Consider the following 20,613-nt stretch of genomic DNA (forward strand, 5'->3'; position numbering starts at 1 on the left):
AGCCCGCGAAGAGCCGGCCCGGTGGTGAGCCCGCGAAGGACCAACCCGGCCCCGAACCCGCCAAGAACCAGCCCGGCGATGAGCCCCCCAAAGCTCCCGGCCCCGTCAAGCGGACCGACGACGCCCCGGCCGACACCCCCGGCGACACCCCGACACCTCCGCGGAAGGAGACTCATGAACACCGGTGAACTCGTCGAACTGGGACAGCAGTTGAGGGTGGACAGCGTCCGCGCCTCGGCCGCCGCGGGCTCCGGGCACCCGACGTCCTCGATGTCCGCCGCGGACCTGATGGCCGTACTCCTCGCGAACCACTTCCGCCACGACTTCGACCGCCCCGCCCACCCGGGCAACGACCGTTTCGTACTGTCCAAGGGCCACGCCTCGCCCCTGCTGTACTCCGCCTACAAGGCGGCCGGCGCCATCGACGACGAGGAGCTGCTCACCTTCCGCAAGCTGGGCAGCCGGCTCGAAGGGCACCCGACGCCCCGGCGGCTGCCGTGGGTCGAGACGGCGACCGGCTCGCTGGGGCAGGGACTGCCCGTCGGTGTCGGCATCGCCCTGTCGGGCAAGCGGCTGGACCGCGCCGACTACCGGGTGTGGGTGCTGTGCGGCGACAGCGAGCTGGCCGAGGGGTCCATCTGGGAGGCCGCCGAGCACGCGGCGTACGAGCACCTCGACAACCTCACCGCGATCGTCGACGTCAACCGGCTCGGCCAGCGCGGCCCCACCCGGCACGGCCACGACCTCGACGCCTACGCCCGCCGCTTCCAGGCCTTCGGCTGGCACACCGTCGAGGTGGACGGCCACGACGTCGACGCCATCGACCGGGCCTACGGCGAGGCCGCGTCCACCAAGGGCCAGCCCACCGTGATCCTCGCCCGCACCCTCAAGGGCAAGGGCGTCGCCGACGCCGAGGACCGGGAGGGGCTGCACGGCAAGCCGCTGAAGAACGCCGACGAGGCGATCGCCGAACTCGGCGGCCTGCGGGACCTCCGCGTCGAGGTGCACGAGCCGGCCGCCGCCCGCATGCTGCACGCCGTACGCGGCGGGCACCTCGAACTGCCCCGCTGGGAGAAGGGGGACCCTGAAAAGGGTGTCGCCACCCGCAACGCCTTCGGGCAGGCGCTCGCCGCGCTCGGCACCGGTCGCGGTGACGTCGTCGCCCTCGACGGCGAGGTCGGCGACTCCACGCGTGCGGAGTTCTTCGCCAAGGAACACCCCGACCGCTACTTCGAGTGCTACATCGCCGAGCAGCAGATGGTCGCCGCCGCCGTCGGTCTCGCCTCGCGCGGCTGGGTGCCGTACGCCTCCACCTTCGCGGCCTTCCTCACGCGCGCGTACGACTTCGTCCGCATGGCGTCGATCAGCGGCGCCGGCATCAATCTGGTCGGCTCGCACGCGGGCGTCGCCATCGGGCAGGACGGGCCCAGCCAGATGGGTCTCGAGGACCTGGCCATGATGCGGACGGTGTACGGCTCGACCGTGCTGTACCCGTGCGACGCCAACCAGACCGCGCACCTGGTGGCCGAGATGGCGGGCCTGGACGGCATCCGCTATCTGCGCACCTCGCGCGGCGAGAGCCCGGTGATCTACGGGCCCGACGAGGAGTTCCCCATCGGCGGCAGCAAGGTGCTGCGCTCCTCCGATCGGGACCGGATGACGATCGTCGCGGCGGGCGTGACCGTCCCCGAGGCGCTGGCCGCCGCCGACGCTTTGGACCGGGAGGGCGTCCAGGTCCGGGTGATCGACCTGTACTCGGTCAAGCCCGTCGACCGGCTCACCCTGCGGCGGGCCGCCGAGGACACCGGCTGCCTGGTCACCGTGGAGGACCACCACGAGGAGGGCGGTATCGGCGACGCAGTCCTCGACGCGTTCCTCGACGGGCGCCCGATGCCGCGCCTGGTGCGCCTGGCCGTCCGCACGATGCCCGGCTCGGCGTCCCCGGACGAGCAACTGCACGCCGCGGGCATCGACGCCGAGTCGATCGCCGCGGCCGGGCGGCTGCTGGTGGAGGAGGCGGTCGTGCGGTGAGCGGCGACGGCGACACGCGGACCGTTCGGGCCGGCCGGCACACGGTCGAGGTGCACCGGCCGGACAAGGTGCTCTTCCCCGGTGGCGACGGTGGCGAAGGCGGCGACGGCGGTGGTGCGAAGGAGTACACCAAGGGTGATCTGGTCGACTACTACCGCTCCGTCGCCCCGTTCATGCTGCCGCACCTGCGGGGCCGTCCGCTGATGCTGGAGCGGCACCCGGACGGCATCGAGGGCCCCCGGTTCATGCAGAAGAACACCCCGGAGAACTACCCGGAGTGGATCACCCGCGTCGAGGTCGCCAAGGAGGGCGGCACCGTCTGCCACACCGTGTGCGACGACACGGCCACCCTGGTCTACCTCGCCGACCAGGCCGCCCTCACCCTGCACCGCTGGCTCTCCCGTGTGGACAGCGTCGACCGGCCCGACCGGATGGTCTTCGACCTCGACCCGTCCGGGGAGTCCGGGTCCCGGGAGGCCTTCGCGGCGGTGCGTGAGGCCGCCCTGCTGCTGGGCGAGCTGCTCGACGAGCTGAAACTGCCCTCGGCCCTGATGACCACCGGCTCGCGCGGACTGCACGCGGTCGTCCCCCTCAACGGACGCCACGACTTCGACGAGGTCCGCACCTTCGCCCGGGACGTCGCCGACACCCTCGCCGCCGCCCACCCCGACCGCCTCACCACCGCCGCCCGCAAGAAGGACCGCGGCGAGCGCCTCTACCTCGATGTGCAGCGCAACGCCTACGCGCAGACCGCGGTCGTGCCCTACACCGTCCGCGCCAAGCCCGGCGCGCCCGTGGCCACGCCCCTGACCTGGGACCAGCTGGACGACCCGGACCTCGACGCCCGCCGCTGGACCATCGCCGACGCCGTCGAGCAGGCCCGCACCGACCCGTGGGCCGGTGTGCCGGCCAAGGGCCGCGCGCTGGGCCCGGCGCGCCGCCGCCTGGACGCGTTGATGTCCTCCTGAAGGTTTGGCCCACAGGCGAGCGGCCACCCGGAGTGAGAGGTGGCCATGGCGAACACAAAAAACACATCAGAGTCGCAGAATTCACGGAATTCCCCCAAGGAAAAGGGCGCAAGAGAGGGCACGGAGAACAAGGTGGCGGACGACCGGCCGAGCCCCATGGACGTGCTGCGCCAGGCGCGCGCCCAGCTGGCGGAGCTGACCGGCATGGCCGCCGAGACCGTCTCGTCGTTCGAGCAGACGGAGGACGGCTGGTCGCTGGAGGTCGAAGTCATGGAGCTCGCCCGGGTGCCCGACACGATGAGCCTGATGGCGAGCTACCAGGTCGATCTCGACCCGCAGGGACAGCTCACCGGCTACCGGCGCGTTCGCCGTTACGAACGCGGGCGGGCCGACTCACACAGGCCCGGCGGCCGGTAGGCCGCCCACCGCAGCCCACACCCGTTTACCAGTCCACAGACAAGGAGGCACGGTCGGCATGACCGTTGTCCCGGCACAGCAGAGCGGCGGCGGAGGCGGCACCAGCGGTCTCTACGACGTTCTGGAGCTCGTCCTCGACAGGGGTCTCGTCATCGACGCGTTCGTACGGGTCTCCCTGGTCGGCATCGAGATCCTGAAGATCGACGTACGGGTCGTCGTGGCCAGCGTCGACACCTACCTGCGCTTCGCCGAGGCGTGCAACCGACTCGACCTGGAGGCCGGGCCGCGCAAGAGCCCCGGCCTGCCCGACATGGTGGGCGAGATCACCGAGTCCGGCGCGCGCGGCAAGTCCAAGGGCGCGCTGTCCGGCGCCGCCGAGACCATTTCCGGCGCCTTCAAGCAGGCCCGTGAGGAGGGCCAGCAGGACTCCAGGCCCGAGTCCAGGCCGCGCCCCCGCAAGACCACCGCCTCGCGCAGGAAGGAGGAAGAGGAGTGAGCACGTACGTCTACGGCATCACCGCGTCTTCCCACCCTGCGCTGCCCGAGGGGATGGGAGGCGTCGGCGATCCGCCGCGTCCCGTACGCGTGCTGAAGGAGGGCGAGCTGGCGGCGGTCGTCAGCGACGCGCCCGAGGGGCTGCGCCCCAAGCGCAGGGACCTGCTCGCCCACCAGAACGTCCTGAGCGAGGCGGGCGCGGCTCGCTGCGTCCTGCCCATGCGGTTCGGCAGCGTGGCCCCGGACGACGGCACGGTCACCGGGGTGCTCGCCGAGCGTGCCGACCACTACAAGGAGCGGCTGCGGACCCTTGACGGCAAGGTCGAGTACAACGTCAAGGCCGTCCACAACGAAGAGGCCGTACTGCACCGCGTGATGTCCGAGAACCCGGAGATCCGCGCCATGACCGAGGCCAACCGGCAGGCGGGCGGCGGCAGTTACGAGCAGCGGCTGCAACTCGGCGAGATGGTGGTGGCCGCGGTCAAGGCCCGGGAGGCCGAGGACGCGACCGAGGTGCAGAGCGCCCTGGAACCCGTGGCCGAGGCGGTGAGCGTGGGCCCCGAGTCCACCGGCTGGCTGGCCAATGTCTCCTTCCTGGTGGAGCGCGACTCGGCCGAGACGTTCCTCGCCGCCGCGGAACAGGTCCGCAAGGTGCACCCGCACCTCGATCTGCGCATCAACGGCCCGCTGCCGCCGTACAGCTTCGTCGAGCCCGGCCCGTCCGGGCCCGCGGGCACCACGCTCGGCGCGGACACCGGGGAGGAGTGATCCCGTGGGACTGATCTCAGAGGTACTCCTGCTGCCGTTCGCCCCGGTGCGCGGCAGCGCCTGGGCCATCAGACAGGTCCTGCACGAGGCCGAACGGATCTACTACGACCCGGCCACGGTCCGGGCCGAACTCGCTCAGCTGGAGGAGCGGCTGGAGGCGGGCGAGATCGACGAAGAGGAGTTCGACCGGCAGGAGGACGAGCTCCTCGACCGGCTGGACATCGGCATGCGGGGTGGACCAAGGACAGGCGGAGCAGGTACAGGCGAGGGGACAGCGCGATGAACCGAGTGGGACTGGGTCTCGCCGTAGGGGCCGGATACGTCCTCGGACGTACGAAGAAGATGAAGCTGGCGTTCGCCGTCGGCTCCCTCGTGGCCGGCAAGAAGATGCATCTCAGCCCGCGGGCGCTCGCGGATCTGGCCTCCCAGCAGCTGCTGAAGAACCCGCAGTTCAAGGAGATCGGGGACCAGCTGCGCGAGGACGTGCGCGGCGTCGGCAAGGCCGCCTCGGGCGCCATGGTCGAGCGGCAGATGGACGCGCTCGCCGACCGCCTGCACGGCCGCACCGCCGAGGTCCGCGACCAGCTCGAAGGCGTGGTGCCGGACGCCTCGCGCCTCGGCTCGGACGAGGAGGAGCGCGAGGAGGACCAGGAACCGCAGGCGGAGTACGAGGAGGACCAGGAACAGCAGGCGGAGTACGAGGAGGACGAGGAGCCGCGGGAGGAGTACGAGGAGGACGAGGAGTCGCAGCCCGAGGAGGAACCCGAGCCGCGCCCGGAGAAGACTGCGAGGAAGGCTCCGGCGGAGAGGGCCGCCAAGAAGGCGCCCGCGAAGAAGGCGACGGCCAAGAAGGCGGCGGCCAAGAAGACCGCCCCCGCCAAGAAGGGGGCGGCCAGGAAGACCGCCCAAAGGAAGACGGCCGGAAAGAAGACGGCCGCGGCCAGGGACACCGCCCGCGGTGCCCGGGCCCGGATGCCGAAGGGCGGCGGTGAGCGATGACCGAGACCCTCTCTGGCGCGCGGGACGCAGCCGGCAAGGCCGCCGGAAAGGCAGCCGGCCAGGCGCAGGACAACCCGCTCACCGGCCTCGCCCAGAGCGAGGCCGCCGACCGGCTCAAGGCCGAGTTGCAGGAGTACCTGGCCGCCCAGGTCCAGCTACTGCTGGTCGGCATGGGCCGCAAACTCGGCGAGACCACGGTCAAGCTGAACGACATCGCCGAGGGCAACAGTCCCGGCTTCGCCAAGCTCGCCCTCGACGGCGGCCGCAAGCTCGCCCAGGGCAAGGGCCCGCTGCGCAGCGCACTGGAAGTCGGCGCCACCCGCGCCAAGGACAACGTCGTCGGCGCGCTCAAGAACCTCGGCGGCGGCAAGCAGAAGCGCAAGCGCGGAACGGGCAGCAAGCCCACCGTCATCATCGAGTCCGTCGACATCGGTGTACCGCTGCGCACGGCCTACGACCAGTGGACCCAGTACCAGGACTTCAGCACCTTCGCGAAGGGCGTCAAGAGCGCGAACCGCGCCGACGACACGACCTCCGACTGGCAGCTGAAGGTCTTCTGGTCCAACCGCAGCTGGAAGGCCCAGACCACCGAGCAGGTGGCGGACGACCGGATCTCCTGGACGTCGGAGGGCGCCAAGGGCACCACGAAGGGCGTCGTGTCCTTCCACCGACTCGCCGACAACCTCACCCGCGTCCTGCTGGTCATCGAGTACTACCCTTCGGGCTTCTTCGAGAAGACCGGCAACATCTGGCGTGCCCAGGGCCGCCGGGCCCGGCTCGATCTCAAGAACTTCGACCGCTTCGTCACGCTCAAGGGTGAGGCGGAGGACGGCTGGCGCGGCGAGATCCGCGACGGCGAGGTCGTCCGCAGCCACGAGGACGCGGTCGCCGAGGAGGAGGAAGCCGAAGCGGCCTACGAGGGCGAGGAAGAAGAGGAAGGCCCGTACGCCGAGGAGGAGAACGGCGAGGCGAGCGACGAGTACGACGAGGAAGAGGAGCCGGAAGCGGAAGCAGAGGAGCCAGAGGAAGCAGAGGAAGCAGAGGAAGCGGAGCCCGCGGAAGAGTACGAGTACGCCAAGGGCGGGAGCCGCCGATGACCATGCCCAGCCGGCTGCCCGAGCCGCCCTACGGCCAGAGCAGCGGTGCCAACCTCGCCGACATCCTGGAGCGCGTGCTCGACAAGGGGATCGTCATCGCGGGCGACATCCGCATCAACCTGCTCGACATCGAACTCCTCACCATCAAGCTGCGGTTGATCGTCGCCTCGGTCGACAAGGCGAAGGAGATGGGCATCGACTGGTGGGAGGACGACCCGGCGCTGTCCTCGGGGGCCCGCCGCAAGGAACTCGCCCGGGAGAACGCCGAGTTGCGCGAGCGGCTCGCCCAGTTGGAGGAGTCCGGCCGCGTGGAGGAATCCCGCCGCGTGGAGGAATCCGCCCGCGTGGAGGAGGAGGCACCATGACCGGTCTGCGGTATGTCTACGCCGTCTGCCGCCCCCTCGGCGCGCCCTTGCAGGCCCAGCTGACGGGCGTGGCGGGTGATCCGCCCAGACTGCTCACCCACCACGGGCTGGTCGCCGTCGTCAGTCATGTGCCGGAGCGGGACTTCGCCGAGGAGCCGCTCCGCGCCCATCTGGAGGACCTGGACTGGCTGACCGCGACCGCCCGCGCCCACCAGGGCGTGATCGACGCGCTCACCGTCGTCACCACCCCGCTGCCGCTGCGGCTCGGCACCGTCTTCCGGGACGACAGCGGCGTACGCGTGATGATGGAGGCGCGTGAGGACGAGTTCCGGCGCACCCTGGACCGGTTGCAGGGCCGGGTGGAATGGGGCGTCAAGGTGTACGCCGGGACGGAGCCGGAGGACACCGGCCGGCCGGCGCCCGCGGCGCCCGCGGAGAAGGCCGCGTCGGGCCGGGACTATCTGCGGCAGCGGCGCCTGAGCGTGCGGGCGAACGAGGACATGTGGCAGAAAGCCGAGGAGTTCGCGAGCCGGCTGCACGCCACGCTTTCCTCGTATGCCGAGGATTCCCGGCTGCACGCGCCACAGAATCCCGCGCTTTCCGCCGTCACCGGACGGAATGTGCTGAACGCCGCCTATCTCGTGCCGCGCGAGGATTCCGAGGAATTCGTGGAACTCGTGGACCGCACGAAGGACGACGTTCCCGGAATGCGCGTCGAACTCACCGGTCCCTGGGCCGCGTATTCCTTCACCGGGGACTTCACGGGGCAGGACGTCACAGGGGAAGAGTCATGACCGTGGTGGAACGTCGTGAGGTCGCTCTGGTCGATCTGCTCGACCGGCTCCTCGCCGGCGGGGTCGTCATCACGGGCGACATCACCCTGCGCATCGCGGACGTCGACCTCGTCCGTATCGACCTGAACGCGCTGATCAGTTCGGTGAACGAGCAAGTGCCGTCACCCTGGGGGGAGTCGACGTGACCGAACGCCGCAACCGGCTGGACCTCGAACCCGACACCGTCGAGCGGGACCTCGTCAAACTCGTCCTGACCGTGGTGGAGTTGCTGCGCCAGCTCATGGAACGCCAGGCCCTGCGCCGCTTCGACACCGGCGACCTGAGCGAGGAGCAGGAGGAGCGGATCGGGCTCACGCTCATGCTGCTCGACGACCGCATGACCGAACTGCGCGAGCGGTACGGACTGCGGCCCGAGGACCTCAACCTGGACCTCGGGCCGCTCGGACCTCTGCTTCCCCGTGAGTGAATGCGCTCCAGACTTCCTTTCGGCGCTTCAGGCTTCCTTACGGCAGAGAATTTCCGAGTGCAGAACGCTGAACCAGCCGTCCTCCCGCGTTCCCCATTCCCGCCAGGCCTCCGACACGGCCCGCAGTTGCTCCACCGTCGCGTGGCCGCCCTCCGTGGCCCGCTCCGCGTACGCCGAGGCCAGGGTGCGGTCCGCCCACAGGCCGCTCCACCACGCCCTTTCCTCGGCGGTGGCGAAGGTCCAGGTGCTGGAGGTGGCGGTGATGTCCGTCAGGCCCGCGCGCAGCGCCCAGGACTTGAGCCGGCGCCCGGCATCCGGCTCGCCACCGTTGGCCCGGGCCACCCGGCGGTACAGGTCCAGCCAGTCGTCCATCCCCTGGGACAGGGGGTACCAGGTCATGGCCGCGTAGTCCGAGTCGCGGACGGCGATGAACCCGGTCGGTTTGGTGACCCGCCTCATCTCGCGCAGCGCCCGCACCGGATCACCGACGTGCTGGAGCACCTGGTGGGCGTGGACCACACAGAACGTGTCGTCCGGGAAGTCCAGGGCGTGGACGTCCGCGACCGCGAAGTCGACATTGCCCAGACCGCGCTCGGCGGCCGTGGCCCGGGCCTGGTCCAGGATCCCCGGCGCGTGGTCGACGCCGGTGACATGCCCGTCGGGGACCAGTGCCGCCAGGTCGGCGGTGATGGTGCCGGGGCCGCAGCCGATGTCCAGGATCTTCATGTGGGGCTTCAGCGAGCCGAGCAGGTAGGCCGCGGAGTTGGCGGCGGTGCGCCAGGTGTGCGAACGCAGCACGGACTCGTGGTGGCCGTGCGTGTAGACGGCGGTCTCCCGCGGCTTCGACATGGCGGAACTCCCCTGTTCGACGGCTTGTCGGTGCGCATCACGGTACGCTCGCATGTCGAATAATGAGACCCGCGTATTACTATGTGGACAGCTCGGGGTGGGTGGCCGGGGATCAGTTGCTCGGCAGCGGCCGGTACACCGTGAGTGCCTCCGGCAGCTTCTCCAGCGTCACCTCGCCCTCCACCTCGATGACCTCGCCGTCGTACGCCAGCAGCGTGCCCGGCGCGACACCCGCCAGCCGCAGGCGGCCCACCTGGACGGCCGCGTGGGCGGGGGAGCGGGTCAGCGGCCCGGCGACGGCGGCCGCGAGCAGCCGCGCGGCGGGCCGGCGGCCGCCGTGCACGACCCGTATGTCGAGCCGTCCGTCCGCGAGGTCGCGACGGCGGCCGGGCACCAGGCCCATCCGGTGGTAGGTGCCGTTGCCGGCGAACAGCAGCCACAGCGGCCGTGGCTCACCGCGGAACTCGGCCTCCAGCGGATGCCGGTCGGCGCGCACCACGCGCAGCGCCGCGACCACCCCCGCCGGCCAGCCGCCGATCCGGCGCGACCAGCGCTCCCGCTCGCGCACCAGCTCGGGATACACGCCCAGGCTGCACGTGTTGAGGAAGATGCCCCGCCGCTCGCCGCAGACGAACCGGCCCACGTCCACCCGCACCCCTTCGCCCTGCTGGACGGCCCGGCTCAGATCGCGGACACCCTCCACGCCCACGTCGTGGGCGAAGTGGTTCAGCGTGCCGCCGGGCAGCACCGCGAGGGGCAGACCGTGCCGCAGGGCGATCTCGGCTGCCGCGTTGACGGTGCCGTCGCCGCCGCAGACGGCGAGCACCCGGGCGCGAGCCGCCGCCTTCTCCAACTCGCCCCGCACGTCCGCCGGTTCGCACTCGATGACCTCGGCCCCGGGCAGGCTGTCGCGCAGCGCGCGGACGCGGTCGGCGGTGCCCGAGGCGGTGTTGGCGACGACGACCAGTCCGTCGCCGTCCGCCAGCGCGGGAACCTCCGCCCGGGGCCGGGCGGGCGGCAGGAGCTGGGCACGGGTCGGCACCATGCCCCGTACGGCGAACGCGGCGCCCGCGCCCAGGGCCGCACCCGCCAGTACGTCGCTCGGGAAGTGGACCCCGGTGTAGACGCGCGACATGGCCACCGAGAAGGCGACCGGGGCCACCACCGCGCCCCAGTTCGGCGACTCCAGGGCGACCCCGGTCGCGAACGCGGCCGCCGACGCGGAGTGGCCGGACGGGAACGACGTGGTGATCGGCTGCCGTTTCAGCTGCCGGACCAGCGGCACCGGGTCCAGTACCGGCCGGGTGCGGCGCACCGAGCGCTTGCCGAAGGTGTTGATGGTCGCGGAGGCCAGGCTGAGCGAGGCCAGGCCGCGCACGGCCGCCGACCGGCCCCGCGGGCTGCGGCTCGCGGCCATCGCGGCCGCCGTGGCGAACCACAGCACACCGTGGTTCGCGCTCCGGCTCAGCCGCGGCAGGACGCGCTCGGCGCCCGGCCAGTGGCGCGCGGCGGCGAACTCGAACACGTGGCAGTCGAGGGCCAGCAGCCGGTCGCGCAGCACATGGCGGCCGGGCTCCAGGACGGTGAGGTCGACGTCTGGACTCATGCCCATGCGGGTACCCCGGCGTGGGCGGTTTGTGTACGGGCGCCAGGCGGCGGGTGGGAAAACGGCTTGTCGGGCGGGTCCCGCGACCGCACACTGGCTCATCATGGGACACCTTGAAGCCGCGCACCTCGAGTACTACCTCCCCGACGGGAGGGCACTGCTCGGCGATGTCTCCTTCCGGGTCGGCGAAGGGGCCGTCGTGGCCCTCGTCGGACCCAACGGCGCCGGCAAGACGACCCTGCTCCGGCTGATCTCCGGCGAGCTGAAACCGCACGGCGGAACCGTCACCGTGGGTGGCGGCCTGGGCGTGATGCGCCAGTTCGTGGGCTCCGTACGGGACGAGACGACCGTACGGGACCTGCTCGTGTCGGTGGCGCCGCCCCGGATCCGGGAGGCCGCGCAGGCCGTCGACCGGGCCGAGCACGCCATGATGACCGTCGACGACGAAGCCGCCCAGCTGACGTACGCGCAGGCGCTGTCCGACTGGGCCGAGGCGCGCGGGTACGAGGCCGAGACGCTGTGGGACATGTGCACCATGGCCGCGCTCGGCGTGCCGTACGAGAAGGCGCAGTGGCGGCAGGTGCGCACGCTGTCCGGCGGTGAGCAGAAGCGGCTGGTCCTGGAGGCGCTGCTGCGCGGGCCCGACGAGGTGCTGCTGCTCGACGAGCCCGACAACTACCTCGACGTGCCCGGCAAGCGCTGGCTGGAGGAGCGCCTGAAGGAGACCCGCAAGACGGTCCTGTTCGTCTCCCACGACCGCGAACTCCTCGCCCGCACCGCCGAGAAGATCGTCTCGGTGGAACCGAACCCCGCGGGCGCCGACGCCTGGGTGCACGGCGGCGGCTTCGCCACCTACCACGAGGCCCGGCGCGAACGCTTCGCCCGCTTCGAGGAGTTGCGCAGGCGCTGGGACGAGAAGCACACGCAGCTGAAGAAGCTGGTCCTCAATCTCCGTCAGGCGGCCACCATCAGCCACGAGTTGGCCTCCCGCTACCAGGCCGCCCAGACCCGGCTGCGCAAGTTCGAGGAGGCCGGACCGCCGCCGGAGCCGCCGCGCGAGCAGGACATCCGCATGCGCATCAAGGGCGGCCGTACCGGCGTACGGGCCGTCACCTGCGCGGGACTTGAACTCACCGGCCTGATGAAGCCCTTCGACCTGGAGGTGTTCTACGGCGAGCGCGTCGCCGTCCTCGGCTCCAACGGCTCGGGCAAGTCGCACTTCCTGCGGCTGCTGGCCGGCGACGAGGTGGCGCACACGGGGCAGTGGAAGCTCGGGGCGCGCGTGGTGCCGGGGCACTTCGCCCAGACGCACGCCCACCCCGAACTGGAGGGCCGTACCCTCCTCGACATCCTCTGGACGGAACACGCCCAGGACCGGGGCGCCGCGATGTCCCGGCTGCGCCGCTACGAGCTGACCCACCAGGCCGAGCAGAGCTTCGAGCGGCTCTCCGGCGGCCAGCAGGCCCGCTTCCAGATCCTTCTCCTCGAGCTCCAGGGCGTCACGGCCCTGCTGCTCGACGAGCCGACCGACAACCTCGACCTGGAATCCGCGGAAGCCCTCCAGGAGGGCCTGGAGGCCTTCGACGGCACGGTCCTCGCCGTCACCCACGACCGCTGGTTCGCCCGCTCCTTCGACCGCTACCTGGTCTTCGGCAGCGACGGCCGGGTCCGCGAGTCGGCGGAGCCGGTGTGGGACGAACGACGCGTGGAACGGGCCCGGTAACCGCGGGTCACCGGGCCGGACCGGCGGGCGGCCGGCTCACTTCCAGCGCAGCAGTGCGCCCAGGCCGCCCACCGGCGCCTTGGCCTCGGTCGGCCCGTCCGGCGGGGTCACCGAGAGGGCGGGGGCATCGGTCGTGACCGCCAACCGGGCTCGGCGCCGTCCCTCGTCCGGGCGGCGGCTCACTTCCAGCGCAGCAGTGCGCCCAGGCCGCCCACCGGCGCCTTGGCCTCGGTCGGCCCGTCCGCCGGGGTCACCGAGAGGGCGGGGGCACCGGTCGCGACCGCCGAGCGGATCAGCGCGTCGTCCGCCCGGGCCGACCAGGAGTGCTGCTCGCCGAGGATCGCCAGATCCGTCCGGCGCACCGCCAGCTGGTCCGGCTCCTCGCCGATCCACACCTCGCGGTGCGCGTCGGGGCCGTCCGGGCGGATCAGCAGCTCGTCGATGCGGTGCTCGCGGGCCGCCTCGATCAGGGCCGGCACGCCCTCCACCGCCCGGGCACGCCCGTCGTCGCCCGGCTCGCGGGCCGCCAGGAACCGCTCCAGCTCCCGCTCGGCGCGCTGCCGTACGTGCTCGGCACGCGCCTGCTCCACCTCCGCGTCGAGCAGCCTGCTGCCGGTGCCGTGCGAGGCCTCCACGACCAGGTCGTGCAGGCGCTGGGGCAGCCGCTCGTGCACGGCCCGCCGCTCCCGGTCGTCACCGACGAGGATCAGCAGGTCGGCGCGGGTCTCCTCCTGGCAGACGGCGAGCGCGTCGGCGATCTCGGCCGCGTTGTGCTCCCAGGTGTTCTCCACCCTCAGCTGGAAGTGCCGCTCCGACCAGTCCAGCGAGCTCGTACGGTGTACGGGATGCTGTCGACCGGCGACCGTACCGGCGTCCTGCCGGCCGAGCGCGCTGCGCAGCTCGAAGTCGGCGCCCTTGCGGTCGATGTACGCCACGACGCACACCGGGTCCTCACCGGCCAGCTCCAGCAGGGGCGCGGTGTGCGGCAGCGGCGCCCAGTGCGCGCTGTCGGCCAGCGGCGCCCGCGCCAGCGGCGGATCCAGGACCACCTCGCCGGCCCGGGCGAACAGGGCCCGTCCGTGCGGCTCGGAGGAGTGCCGCAGCTCCTCCAGGGCGTCCCGCACGGCCCGGCACGTCTCCTCGTCGGCGCCCTGTCCGGCGAGGTCCCGGGACAGCGCCACGGCCGCCAGATGTCGTTCGTGGGGTGTGTGCTCCGTGTGCCGGGAGGTATCGACGTACACGGAGGCCCAGGGGCCCGCACGTTCGTAGAGTGGATGCAGAAAGGCGAGATCCATGGCTCCCTCCCGGATGCCCTTGGGGTAGTGCTCACCGGGCGGGTACCCGGACGGCATGAACGAACACGACGAGCGGGACATGACCATGACCGGAGTCGACGCCAGCCGGCTGGACGACCAGCAGCTCATGAAGGAACTGGAGACCATCCACCGCACGCGCCACGACACGCTGCTGTACGCCTCGAACGACGCGCTGCGGGCCCACAACGAGCGCATGGCGCAGCTCGAGGGCGAGTTCCTGCGGCGCCACCCGCACCGTCCGGTCGCCGCGGGCCGTACCCGCGAAGGTGCCCGGGAACGCGGAAGCGGGGAGTCGGCGACTCCCCGCTCCTGAACGTCTCGCGGCTCCTGAAGGTCTCGCGACCGGTCAGCAGCGCACCGGCGGCCGGACCCAGTGCCGGTGCGCGGCGATCGCCTCCACGAACGCCCGGGTGAACTCCTCGCTCGCGGCGCCCGGCGAGGTGTCCGTCACGACACCCTGGTCGGACACCACGTGGTGGAACTCGCTGGAGAGCCTGAGCCCCTCCGGTTCCAGCGCCGACAGGATCCCCACGCCCGAGCCGAGCACGCCGAGCGGCTTCCCGTGCCGGTAGGCGTCCCGCACGAAGCGCATGGCGTCCGGGTCGGCGGCCGTCGACGGGGTGCCCACCGGTCCGCCCGGCAGCAGTACCGCGTCGTACAGCACGGAGGCTACGGTCGGCAGTGCGCGGTCGACCGTATACAGCTCACCGTCGGCACTGGTGATGCTGCCGTCCGTCGGCGCCAGCGCCTCCACGATCGCCCCCTCGGCGGCCAGCGCCTCCCGTACGGAGGTCACCTGCTCCGCGTCGATGCCGTCGGTGACGAGGACCGCGATCTGCCGGGTGCGGATCGTGCCCTCGCCGCGCAGGGACTCCAGGCTGAGCGCGGGGGAGGAGAGCTTGGACGCCTCCGCCTTGTCCGCCTCCGACGGCTCCGGCACCCCGATGCCACGCGCCACCTCGGTCGCCAACTCGCCGTTCACCTTGGCGAGTTGCTCGACCGTACGGGCCCGGACGGCCAGCGCGTCGACCTTGCCGAGCTCGAACCGGAAGGCCTCGACGATGTGCTGCTTCTCCCAGTCCGCCATGCTGTTCCAGAACAGCGCGGCCTGGCTGTAGTGGTCCTGGAAGCTCGGGCTGCGCCGCCGGATCTTGGCGCCGTCGACGCGCTCGGCATAGTGCGTGAACGCGTGCCCGTCCGCGCCGGCGTGGGCCGGGCAGCCGCCGCCGAGCGAGTTCGGGAAGTAGTTCGTGCCCCGGTGGAGCGCGCTTTGGTGGTAGCCGTCGCGCTGGTTGGTCCGTACGGGCGCCACCGGACGGTTCACCGGCAGCTGCGCGAAGTTGGGGCCGCCCAGGCGGATCAACTGCGTGTCCAGGTAGGAGAAGTTGCGGGCCTGGAGCAGCGGGTCGTTGGTGAAGTCGATGCCGGGGACGACGTTGGCCGTGTGGAAGGCGACCTGTTCGGTCTCCGCGAAGAAGTTCTCCGGGTTGCGGTCCAGGACCATCCGGCCGATCGGCCGGACCGGCACCTGCTCCTCCGGGATGATCTTCGTGGCGTCGAGCAGGTCGAAGTCGAAGGCGAACTCCTCCTCCTCGGGCACGAGCTGGACGCCGAGTTCGTACTCCGGGTACTCGCCCGCCTCGATCGCGTCCCACAGGTCACCCCGGTTGAAGTCCGGGTTGCGACCCTGGCACTCCTGCGCCTCGTCCCACACCAGTGAGTGCGCGCCGAGCCGCGGCTTCCAGTGGAACTTCACGAACGTGCCGCGCCCCTCGGCGTTCACGAACCGGAAGGTGTGCACGCCGAAGCCCTGCATCATGCGGTAGCTGCGCGGGATCGCCCGGTCCGACATCAGCCACATGATCGCGTGCAGCGTCTCCGGCTGGAGGGACACGAAGTCCCACAGGGTGTCGTGCGCGGAGGCGCCCGTCGGGATGTCGTTGTGCGGCTCCGGCTTCAACGCGTGTACGAAATCAGGGAACTTGATGCCGTCCTGGATGAAGAAGACCGGGAAGTTGTTGCCGACCAGGTCGTAATTTCCCTCCGAGGTGAAGAACTTGGTCGCGAAACCGCGCACGTCCCGCACCGTGTCGGCGGAGCCGCGCGGCCCCTGCACGGTCGAGAACCGCACGAACACCGGCGTCTTCACCGAAGGATCCTGGAGGAAGGCCGCGCGGGTGAACTCCGCGCAGGACTCGTACGGTTCGAAGTAGCCGTAGGCACCCGCACCCCGCGCGTGCACCACCCGCTCCGGGATCCGCTCATGGTCGAAGTGGGTGAGCTTCTCCCGGAAGTGGAAGTCCTCCATCAGCGTGGGCCCGCGTTCGCCCACGGTCAGCGAGTCGTCGGTGTGGTCGACCTCCACGCCCTGGTCGGTGGTGAGCGGACCGACCGCGGGGTCGTCCGCCCGGAAGGCCTCTCGCTGCTCCTGCTTACGGTTCTCCATCAGGCGGCCTCCTGCGCGAACACGTCGAGGAACTCCTGGCAGAACGCCTTCAGGTCGTCCGGCCTGCGGCTCGTGACCAGCTTGTTGTCGCCGTGATCACAGACCTTCACCTGCTCGTCCACCCAGGTGCCGCCCGCGTTGCGGATGTCGGTCCGAAGGCTCGGCCAGGAGGTCAGCACCCGGCCGCGTACGACGTCCGCCTCGACGAGGGTCCACGGGGCGTGGCAGATTGCGGCCACCGGGCGGCCCTGCTCGAAGAAGTCCCGGACGAACGACACGGCCTTGGGATCCATGCGCAGGAAGTCGGGATTGGCCACGCCGCCCGGCAGGACGAGCCCGCCGAAGGAGTCGGCCGACGTCTCGCCCACGACCTCCTGCACGGGGAAGGTGTCCGCCTTGTCGAGGTGGTGGAAGGCCTGGATCGTCCCGGACTTCGTCGACACGAGCACCGGCTCGTGACCCGCGTCCACCGCCGCCTGCCACGGGTCGGTGAGCTCGATCTGCTCGACGCCTGCGGGTGCCGTCAGAAACGCGATACGCATGATGGTTCAACGCCCTTTCATAGAACGCTTCTTGTTCACAGAACGCTTCTTGGAACGAGTGGAGCCAGGCGCACGCCAGTGGGCCGCGTCGCTCCGCGCGTGCTTCTTCCGTGCCCGGGCCGCGCGCCGGCAGCGCACCAGCTCCTCGCCGTACGGGAGGAGGACACAGGTGCCGATCGCGGCGGCGATGCCCGCGAGGTAGCCGGGCGACAGCGGCGGCCGGCGCGGTACGAGGCGCCAGGCGTCCGGATCGTCGCCGCCGCGCAGGAGGGACTTGACCTGGTCGGCGTGCAGGCACATCAGGGAGGCCAGGCCGCCGAACGGCAGTGACTCCAGGAAGCTGTGGATGTGCTGCTCGATCGGCTTGACCTCGCGGTCGCTGTGGACGGCCGTGCGTACGTCCCACAGCGCGGTCGCCTCGTGCACCGCGGCCCCGCCCAACTGCACCGTGAGCAGCAGCGGGTTGACCTCGTAGCGCAGGGTCAGCGCGATCGGGATGCCGACCTCGGCCATCATCAGCGAGTGGATGAAAGACTCCTTCGTCCCCGCGGTGTCCTCGATACGGGTGCGCCGGTGCATCGCCCAGTCGGCGAGACCGGGCACGAACCAGCTGGGCAGCAGCCCGTACAGCAGGTAGCGCGTGGTCGCGTCGCCGACGTCCACGGTGGTGCCGGTGGCGGCGATCTCGGTGGCCTGGTCGCGCTCCCGGGTCATACGCCGCCCTGCCCGTCGTCCGGCAGGGCCCGGCTGATGTCCGCGAGCGCCGAGTCCGGGTCCTGTGTCTCGGCCAGGTCCCCGAGGCTCACCATGCCGACCGGCAGCCCGCCCTCGACGACCGGCAGTCGGCGCACGGCGTGCTCACGCATCAGCGCCACGGCCGCCGGCACCGGGTCGTCCGGGGCGACCACCACCGGATCCGGCGTACACACCGCCTGGGCGCTCACCGTCAGCGGATCCGCGCCGTCGGCGACCGCCCGCACCGCGATGTCCCGGTCGGTGAGCAGCCCGACGACGTGCTGCCCGTCGGCCACCAGAACATCGCCGATGTCCTGCGCGCGCATCAGCTGCGCCGCCTCGACGAGCGAGGCGTCAGGGCGGACGGCCACCACGCCCGGCGTCATGACGTCCCTCACGAAATCGGCTGTCACCGGGCGCCCTCCCTCCGGGTCAGGGCGTGCGCGAGCTCCTGGACGTTGGCGTAGCGCTCCTTGCGCGGCAGGCCGTCCAGGGCGTCGACGAGGGCGTCGGGGGCGTGCTTGCCGCGCAGGGCGCGGGCCAGCTCCGCCGGAGTCGCCGGGAACGAGGTACGGCCCAGGATCCGGGCCAGCTCCAGCCGGACCATCTCCAGCGACGCCCCGGCCCGGCCGGGCGTCACAGGTCCGCCCGCGACCTCGGGATCGTCCTCGGCGGTCGGCTCCGGGTCGTGCCACTCCTCGCTCCGCGTGGGGTGGCCGGACCTGAGCAGACCCTGCAGTTCGTGCTTCATCTCGTCGTCACGATGACGGCTCAGCCGGTCGCTGCCTCGCTGCATGTCTCCCTCCAGTGCTTCGGGGGTGCGCACCGCGTACCCGAGGACCGGATGCCGACACAGGGTTTGCACCCCCGAAGGAGGGAGACCCGCCTCACGCCCCCGCGCACACCCCTGGGGAAGGACACGCCATGGCGGTGCTCGCTGTGATCATCCCGTTCCTCATGCTCGGCGTGGTGCTGGCACTGGGCCGGTACGAGGAGGTGATGCTGCCGCAGAAGCCGGAACCGGGTCCCGCGGACTTGCCGGACGACCGGAAACCGATGCCTCGCCGCCGCTTCCGGGCACCGTAGTGTGGACGCCGGTGGCTGAGTACCGCACCGGTCAGCCGAAGAACACCTCTCAGCCGAAGAACACCTCGAACTCGTCGTACAGCGACGGATCGACCCGCTTGGTCTGCCCCGTGGCGTCGGCGAGGGGGATTCGGACGATCCGGGTGCCCTCCAGCGCGACCATGACGCCGAAGTCACCCTCCTTGACCGCGTCGATGGCGTGCAGCCCGAAGCGCGTGGCCAGCCACCGGTCGAAGGCGCTCGGGGTGCCGCCGCGCTGGACGTGACCCAGCACCGTGGTGCGGGCGTCCTTGCCGGTGCGTTTCGAGATCTCCCGGGCCAGCCATTCACCGATGCCGGACAGCCGCACATGGCCGAACTCGTCCCGCGACCGATCCTTGAGGACCATCTGGCCCTCTTTGGGGACGGCTCCTTCGGCCACGACGACGATCGGCGCGTAGTTGATCTTGAATCGGCTCTGCACCTGCTCACAGACCTGATCGATGTCGAACGGTCGCTCCGGGATGAGGATCACGTTGGCGCCGCCCGCGACGCCGGCGTGCAGGGCGATCCACCCGGAATGCCGCCCCATCACCTCCACCACCAGGGCGCGCATGTGCGACTCGGCAGTGGTGTGGAGGCGGTCGATGGCCTCGGTCGCGATACCGACGGCTGTGTCGAAGCCGAAGGTGTAGTCGGTGCCGGAGACGTCGTTGTCGATGGTCTTCGGCACGCCGACCAGCTGGATCCCCTGCCGGCTCAGCTCGGTGGCCACACCGAGGGTGTCCTCGCCGCCGATCACGACGAGCGCGTCCACGTCGTGCGCGGCGAGCGTCTCCCGCACGCGTCGCAGTCCGTCCTCGTGCTGGAACAGGTTGGTGCGGGAGGAGCCGAGGATGGTCCCGCCGCGGGGGAGGATCCCCCGCACGCTGGAGATGTCCAGCGGTATGACCTCACCCTGCAGCAGACCGAGCCACCCGTCCCGCACACCGACGAAGTCGACGCCGTATTCCTGGACGCCTTTGCGGACGACACTGCGGATCACGGCGTTGAGGCCCGGACAGTCACCACCGCCGGTCAGCACTCCGACCTTCATGGGCTTCCTCCCATCGGCTGGTCGCCTGCTTCCAGCCTCCCTCCGTTCGATCCGCAACGACCACTCGACGGACGCGGGGCCACCAGTGGAGCGGGATTACGCCCGCTCTTCCGGAACGACCGTCTCCCGGCCTCCCAGGTCCAGACGGAACGGTGGGTACTTGTCCGTCATCAGAGCGGCGTAGGCAAAGACCCGCAGGACCCACCGGTTGAGGCCGACGATCAGGTCGAACAGGTCTTTCGGATACTTCTCGGTGAAGGCCAGGATCACGGCCGCGATGATCGTCAGCACGCCGATCAGCCCGCCGGACCACCAGCCGAGATGGCCGCCGCCGAGGAAGAAGCCGATGACCATGTAATGCGGGATGGCCAGGAGCCACCACTTCACCAGCACCAGGCCGCGGGAGAGCCGCTGCGGGTAGGCGATGTCCAGCCGTGCCGGGTAGTCCGGTTCCTCGCCCAGGCTGAACGGGGGGTACCGGTCGGTGCCCAGGGCGTCGTACGAGTAGTAGGCGACCCGCCAACTCCAGCGCATCACCCCCAGGTTGAAGTCGAACAGGGCGCGGGGATAGCGCTCGGTGAACAGGATGGCGAAGAACGCGATCACGGTCACCACGGTGAAGGCGATCCAGAGGAAGAAGAGCACCACGTAGTGCGGGATGGTGAGGATCCACTTCACGAGCCACAGCCATCGGGACAGCGGCGAGTCGATACGCGCGTTCACCCGGACCGGGCGGTCCGGGAATTCCACCGGGTTCGTCATGGTGATCAACTCCTTCGCCCCGGCGCAGGAGCCGCCGAGTGGCCTTACGACCAGCCTGGCTGCTTCCATGCGA

The 20,613-nt window shown here is 71.1% G+C and carries 27 protein-coding genes; 16 read left to right on the forward strand and 11 right to left on the reverse strand.

Annotated features, from left to right (window positions below):
* The 13 genes from AB0I77_RS16955 to AB0I77_RS17015 form a co-directional block, all read left to right on the forward strand.
* The coding region (locus AB0I77_RS16955; RefSeq protein ID WP_363283336.1) for a hypothetical protein at positions 1 to 188 on the forward strand (188 nt) is incomplete at its 5' end.
* A complete protein-coding gene (locus tag AB0I77_RS16960) occupies positions 175 to 2,031 on the forward strand; it encodes a transketolase (RefSeq protein WP_363283337.1) in 1,857 nt (618 codons plus the stop codon). The genes AB0I77_RS16955 and AB0I77_RS16960, both read left to right, overlap by 14 nt.
* Positions 2,028 to 2,999 carry a non-homologous end-joining DNA ligase gene (ligD, locus tag AB0I77_RS16965; protein ID WP_363283338.1) on the forward strand — a complete coding sequence of 324 codons (972 nt, stop codon included), beginning with the start codon at positions 2,028 to 2,030 and terminating at the stop codon, positions 2,997 to 2,999. Before AB0I77_RS16960 ends, ligD begins: the two co-directional genes overlap by 4 nt.
* A gap of 45 nt (positions 3,000 to 3,044) precedes the next feature.
* Positions 3,045 to 3,416, forward strand: coding sequence for a gas vesicle protein (locus AB0I77_RS16970; protein ID WP_363283339.1), 372 nt, complete (start codon positions 3,045 to 3,047; stop codon positions 3,414 to 3,416).
* Between the two features lie 58 nt (positions 3,417 to 3,474).
* On the forward strand, positions 3,475 to 3,912 hold the full coding sequence (locus AB0I77_RS16975; RefSeq protein WP_363283341.1) for a gas vesicle structural protein GvpA: 438 nt from the start codon (positions 3,475 to 3,477) through the stop codon (positions 3,910 to 3,912).
* Positions 3,909 to 4,679 (forward strand): GvpL/GvpF family gas vesicle protein, encoded by a 771-nt coding sequence (locus tag AB0I77_RS16980; protein ID WP_363283342.1) that lies wholly within the window; start codon positions 3,909 to 3,911, stop codon positions 4,677 to 4,679. The genes AB0I77_RS16975 and AB0I77_RS16980 overlap by 4 nt, the downstream gene beginning before the upstream one ends.
* Before the next feature lie 4 nt (positions 4,680 to 4,683).
* Positions 4,684 to 4,962 carry a gas vesicle protein GvpG gene (locus AB0I77_RS16985; protein ID WP_363283343.1) on the forward strand — a complete coding sequence of 93 codons (279 nt, stop codon included), beginning with the start codon at positions 4,684 to 4,686 and terminating at the stop codon, positions 4,960 to 4,962.
* Positions 4,959 to 5,678: a DNA primase gene (locus AB0I77_RS16990; RefSeq protein WP_363283344.1), complete on the forward strand. Its 720-nt coding sequence runs from the start codon at positions 4,959 to 4,961 to the stop codon at positions 5,676 to 5,678. Before AB0I77_RS16985 ends, AB0I77_RS16990 begins: the two co-directional genes overlap by 4 nt.
* On the forward strand, positions 5,675 to 6,775 hold the full coding sequence (locus tag AB0I77_RS16995) for an SRPBCC family protein (RefSeq protein ID WP_363283345.1): 1,101 nt from the start codon (positions 5,675 to 5,677) through the stop codon (positions 6,773 to 6,775). The genes AB0I77_RS16990 and AB0I77_RS16995 overlap by 4 nt, the downstream gene beginning before the upstream one ends.
* Positions 6,772 to 7,140, forward strand: a complete 369-nt coding sequence (gvpJ, locus tag AB0I77_RS17000) for a gas vesicle protein GvpJ (RefSeq protein WP_363283346.1) — start codon at positions 6,772 to 6,774, stop codon at positions 7,138 to 7,140. Before AB0I77_RS16995 ends, gvpJ begins: the two co-directional genes overlap by 4 nt.
* On the forward strand, positions 7,137 to 7,934 hold the full coding sequence (locus tag AB0I77_RS17005; RefSeq protein ID WP_363283347.1) for a GvpL/GvpF family gas vesicle protein: 798 nt from the start codon (positions 7,137 to 7,139) through the stop codon (positions 7,932 to 7,934). Before gvpJ ends, AB0I77_RS17005 begins: the two co-directional genes overlap by 4 nt.
* Positions 7,931 to 8,119, forward strand: coding sequence for a gas vesicle protein (locus AB0I77_RS17010; RefSeq protein WP_363283348.1), 189 nt, complete (start codon positions 7,931 to 7,933; stop codon positions 8,117 to 8,119). Before AB0I77_RS17005 ends, AB0I77_RS17010 begins: the two co-directional genes overlap by 4 nt.
* A complete protein-coding gene (locus AB0I77_RS17015; RefSeq protein ID WP_133925918.1) occupies positions 8,116 to 8,400 on the forward strand; it encodes a gas vesicle protein K in 285 nt (94 codons plus the stop codon). The genes AB0I77_RS17010 and AB0I77_RS17015 overlap by 4 nt, the downstream gene beginning before the upstream one ends.
* Positions 8,401 to 8,427: 27 nt before the next feature.
* Here AB0I77_RS17015 and AB0I77_RS17020 read toward each other — a convergent pair whose 3' ends face one another.
* Complete coding sequence (locus tag AB0I77_RS17020; RefSeq protein ID WP_363283349.1) at positions 8,428 to 9,249, reverse strand: class I SAM-dependent methyltransferase; 822 nt, start codon at positions 9,247 to 9,249, stop codon at positions 8,428 to 8,430.
* 112 nt (positions 9,250 to 9,361) lie between these two features.
* Positions 9,362 to 10,855, reverse strand: coding sequence for a phosphatase PAP2 family protein (locus AB0I77_RS17025; RefSeq protein WP_363283350.1), 1,494 nt, complete (start codon positions 10,853 to 10,855; stop codon positions 9,362 to 9,364).
* 103 nt (positions 10,856 to 10,958) lie between these two features.
* Between AB0I77_RS17025 and AB0I77_RS17030 the strand changes: the two genes are divergently transcribed.
* Positions 10,959 to 12,578 (forward strand): ATP-binding cassette domain-containing protein, encoded by a 1,620-nt coding sequence (locus AB0I77_RS17030; RefSeq protein ID WP_363283351.1) that lies wholly within the window; start codon positions 10,959 to 10,961, stop codon positions 12,576 to 12,578.
* Between the two features lie 36 nt (positions 12,579 to 12,614).
* On the opposite strand, the gene AB0I77_RS17035 is transcribed toward AB0I77_RS17030, so the two are convergent.
* Positions 12,615 to 12,761 carry a hypothetical protein gene (locus AB0I77_RS17035; RefSeq protein WP_363283352.1) on the reverse strand — a complete coding sequence of 49 codons (147 nt, stop codon included), beginning with the start codon at positions 12,759 to 12,761 and terminating at the stop codon, positions 12,615 to 12,617.
* A complete protein-coding gene (locus AB0I77_RS17040) occupies positions 12,758 to 13,873 on the reverse strand; it encodes a Vms1/Ankzf1 family peptidyl-tRNA hydrolase (protein WP_363283518.1) in 1,116 nt (371 codons plus the stop codon). Before AB0I77_RS17040 ends, AB0I77_RS17035 begins: the two co-directional genes overlap by 4 nt.
* A gap of 55 nt (positions 13,874 to 13,928) precedes the next feature.
* On the opposite strand from AB0I77_RS17040, the gene AB0I77_RS17045 reads away from it, so the two are divergent.
* Positions 13,929 to 14,207, forward strand: a complete 279-nt coding sequence (locus tag AB0I77_RS17045) for a DUF6158 family protein (RefSeq protein WP_363283353.1) — start codon at positions 13,929 to 13,931, stop codon at positions 14,205 to 14,207.
* 33 nt (positions 14,208 to 14,240) lie between these two features.
* On the opposite strand, the gene AB0I77_RS17050 is transcribed toward AB0I77_RS17045, so the two are convergent.
* The 5 genes from AB0I77_RS17050 to AB0I77_RS17070 are packed head-to-tail and all read right to left on the reverse strand — an operon-like array spanning position 14,241 to position 18,413.
* Positions 14,241 to 16,340, reverse strand: a complete 2,100-nt coding sequence (locus tag AB0I77_RS17050; RefSeq protein WP_363283354.1) for a catalase — start codon at positions 16,338 to 16,340, stop codon at positions 14,241 to 14,243.
* Entirely contained in the window at positions 16,340 to 16,882 is a 543-nt protein-coding gene (locus AB0I77_RS17055; protein ID WP_363283355.1) for a type 1 glutamine amidotransferase domain-containing protein, read from the reverse strand. Before AB0I77_RS17055 ends, AB0I77_RS17050 begins: the two co-directional genes overlap by 1 nt.
* A gap of 6 nt (positions 16,883 to 16,888) precedes the next feature.
* Positions 16,889 to 17,596 carry a diguanylate cyclase gene (locus AB0I77_RS17060; RefSeq protein ID WP_363283357.1) on the reverse strand — a complete coding sequence of 236 codons (708 nt, stop codon included), beginning with the start codon at positions 17,594 to 17,596 and terminating at the stop codon, positions 16,889 to 16,891.
* A complete protein-coding gene (locus tag AB0I77_RS17065) occupies positions 17,593 to 18,030 on the reverse strand; it encodes a CBS domain-containing protein (RefSeq protein ID WP_363283358.1) in 438 nt (145 codons plus the stop codon). Before AB0I77_RS17065 ends, AB0I77_RS17060 begins: the two co-directional genes overlap by 4 nt.
* Entirely contained in the window at positions 18,027 to 18,413 is a 387-nt protein-coding gene (locus AB0I77_RS17070; RefSeq protein ID WP_363283359.1) for a DUF2795 domain-containing protein, read from the reverse strand. The genes AB0I77_RS17065 and AB0I77_RS17070 overlap by 4 nt, the downstream gene beginning before the upstream one ends.
* A gap of 128 nt (positions 18,414 to 18,541) precedes the next feature.
* On the opposite strand from AB0I77_RS17070, the gene AB0I77_RS17075 reads away from it, so the two are divergent.
* The gene (locus tag AB0I77_RS17075) at positions 18,542 to 18,703 is read left to right on the forward strand and encodes a hypothetical protein (protein WP_363283360.1); all 162 of its coding nucleotides are present in this window, start codon (positions 18,542 to 18,544) and stop codon (positions 18,701 to 18,703) included.
* Positions 18,704 to 18,752: 49 nt separating this feature from the next.
* Here AB0I77_RS17075 and AB0I77_RS17080 read toward each other — a convergent pair whose 3' ends face one another.
* Positions 18,753 to 19,778 carry a 6-phosphofructokinase gene (locus AB0I77_RS17080; protein WP_363283361.1) on the reverse strand — a complete coding sequence of 342 codons (1,026 nt, stop codon included), beginning with the start codon at positions 19,776 to 19,778 and terminating at the stop codon, positions 18,753 to 18,755.
* Between the two features lie 96 nt (positions 19,779 to 19,874).
* The gene (locus AB0I77_RS17085; protein ID WP_363283362.1) at positions 19,875 to 20,540 is read right to left on the reverse strand and encodes a DUF4389 domain-containing protein; all 666 of its coding nucleotides are present in this window, start codon (positions 20,538 to 20,540) and stop codon (positions 19,875 to 19,877) included.
* Positions 20,541 to 20,613: the final 73 nt, after the last annotated feature.

The sequence above is a fragment of the Streptomyces sp. NPDC050619 genome, from assembly GCF_040654815.1.
Classification (GTDB): domain Bacteria; phylum Actinomycetota; class Actinomycetes; order Streptomycetales; family Streptomycetaceae; genus Streptomyces.